Consider the following 2,572-nt stretch of genomic DNA (forward strand, 5'->3'; position numbering starts at 1 on the left):
CTGATAGCGTGCCTTTTGCATAATGAGCCTACGAGTTACTCCTCCCCGGCAAGGTTAAGCGCTTTAAGGCGCGGAGCCGCAGCGAAAGCGAGTCTGAACAGGGCGTGCAGTCGGGGGGGGTAGACGCGAAACTTTGTGAGCTACCCTTGAGCAGGTTGAAGGTGCAGTAACATGCACTGGAGGACCGAACCAGTTTCCGTTGAAAAGGATTTGGATGACTTGAGGGTAGGGGTGAAAGGCCAATCAAACTGAGAAATAGCTCGTACTCCCCGAAATGTATTGAGGTACAGCGTCGGCGTTGAGGTCAGTGGAGGTAGAGCTACCAATAGGACTAGGGGGTGTCAGAGCCTACCGAATCCTGATGAACTCCGAATGCCACTGGCTATAGCCGGCAGTGAGGCCTGGGGTGCTAAGGTCCCCGGCCGAGAGGGAAAGAACCCAGACCAACAGCTAAGGTCCCTAAATCTAGATTAAGTTGAACAAAGGAGGTCCACTTGCTTTGACAGCCAGGAGGTTGGCTTGGAAGCAGCCATTCCTTTAAAGAGTGCGTAACAGCTCACTGGTCGAGCGAGCGGGCGTCGATAATACGCGGGCATCAAATCTAGTACCGAAGCTTTGGATGTAGCATGCAAGACTGCTACGTGGTAGGGGAGCATTCTCCTTGCGGTGAAGGCGTGTCGTCAGGCATGTTGGAGCGTGGAGAAAAGCATATGTAGGCATGAGTAACGATAATGCGGGTGAGAAACCCGCACGCCGATAGACTAAGGTTTCCAATTCAACGCTAATCGGAATTGGGTTAGTCGGGACCTAAGGGGAAGCCGAAAGGTGCACTCGATGGACAGCAGGTTAATATTCCTGTACTAATGGTAGCAAGTGATGCAGTGACGCAGAAGTGAAAGCACCGCGGGCGGACGGAAGTGCCCGTTGAAGGCCGTAGGTATTGGGACCGTAGTTAAGTACGCGGACCTAGCCGAAAGCTGATAGTACCGTACGTTCTTCGGAACACGCGGATAGTGTGCCTAATCCGACTGCCAAGAAAACCTGCTAAGCGTTTTAAAGCTATTATTACCCGTACCGCAAACCGACACAGGTAGTCAAGGAGAGTATCCTGAGGCGCTCGAGTGAATCACGGCCAAGGAACTCGGCAAAATGGACCTGTAACTTCGGGAGAAGGGTCGCTTCCTCGTTGCAAGACGAGAAGCCGCAGTGAAAAGGCCCAGGCGACTGTTTAACAAAAACACATGACTTTGCTAACGCGCAAGCGGACGTATAAGGTCTGACACCTGCCCGGTGCCGGAAGGTTAAGAGGGGAACTTAGTCGCAAGGCGAAGGTTTGAATCGAAGCCCCGGTAAACGGCGGCCGTAACTATAACGGTCCTAAGGTAGCGAAATTCCTTGTCGGGTAAGTTCCGACCTGCACGAATGGTGTAACGATCTGGGCGCTGTCTCAGCCGTGAGCTCGGTGAAATTGTAGTCTCGGTGAAGATGCCGAGTACCCGCCACGGGACGGAAAGACCCCGTGCACCTTTACTATAGGTTGCCATTGGTGTTGGGTTCGGCATGTGTAGCATAGGCGGGAGGCGCTGAGCCGGGGACGCTAGTTCTCGGGGAGCCAACGTTGAAATACCGCCCTTGCCGTGCCTGATGCCTAATCCCGCAATAGCGGGAGACAGTGGCTGCTGGGTAGTTTGACTGGGGTGGTCGCCTCCAAAAGAGTATCGGAGGCTTTCAAAGGTCCACTCAGTACGCTTGGTAACCGTACGCAGAGCGCAATAGCAGAAGTGGGCTTGACTGTGAGGCCGACTAGCCGAGCAGGGTCGAAAGACGGATATAGTGATCCGGTGGTTCCGCATGGAAGGGCCATCGCTCAAAGGATAAAAGGTACGCCGGGGATAACAGGCTGATCTCCCCCAAGAGCTCATATCGACGGGGAGGTTTGGCACCTCGATGTCGGCTCGTCACGTCCTGGGGCTGGAGAAGGTCCCAAGGGTTCGGCTGTTCGCCGATTAAAGTGGCACGCGAGCTGGGTTCAGAACGTCGTGAGACAGTTCGGTCCCTATCTGTGGTGGGCGTTGGAAATTTGACAGGACCTGTCCTTAGTACGAGAGGACCGGGATGGACCAGCCGCTGGTGCGCCGGTTGTACCGCCAGGTGCAGCGCCGGGTAGCTACGCTGGGACGAGATAAGCGCTGAAAGCATCTAAGTGCGAAACTCACCTGGAGATGAGATTTCCCAATGGAAGGCCCGTCGGAGATGACGACGTTGATAGGCGGCAGGTGAACAACTGGAAACAGAATAGCTGAGCCGTACTAAGTGGCCGAGGGCTTCTTTTATAGCCGCATGCAAGTGCGGCTGGCGTCGAGCGCGCAACACACGCTTCGTTTTTGTCCCCTTATGTCGAGTTATTGAGGGTTGCGTGCTTCCGCGAGGGAGCCATCAGAACACCGCAACCCCCGCCAGCAATGGTGGCTTTAGCCCGGGTGTTCACCTCTTCCCATTCCGAACAGAGTCGTTAAGCCCCGGTGCGCCTATGGTACTGCCTTCACCGGTGGGAGAGTCGGTCGCCGCCAAC

General features: G+C 55.2%; 2 rRNA genes. Both read left to right on the top strand.

Annotation, left to right across the window (positions count from 1 at the left end):
* Positions 1–2,333, top strand: a 23S ribosomal RNA gene (locus ABIB44_RS20450); the annotation flags it as partial.
* 128 nt (positions 2,334–2,461) lie between these two features.
* A 5S ribosomal RNA gene (rrf, locus tag ABIB44_RS20455) occupies positions 2,462–2,572 on the top strand.

The sequence above is a fragment of the Hymenobacter sp. UYCo722 genome (assembly GCF_040547115.1).
Classification (GTDB): domain Bacteria; phylum Bacteroidota; class Bacteroidia; order Cytophagales; family Hymenobacteraceae; genus Hymenobacter.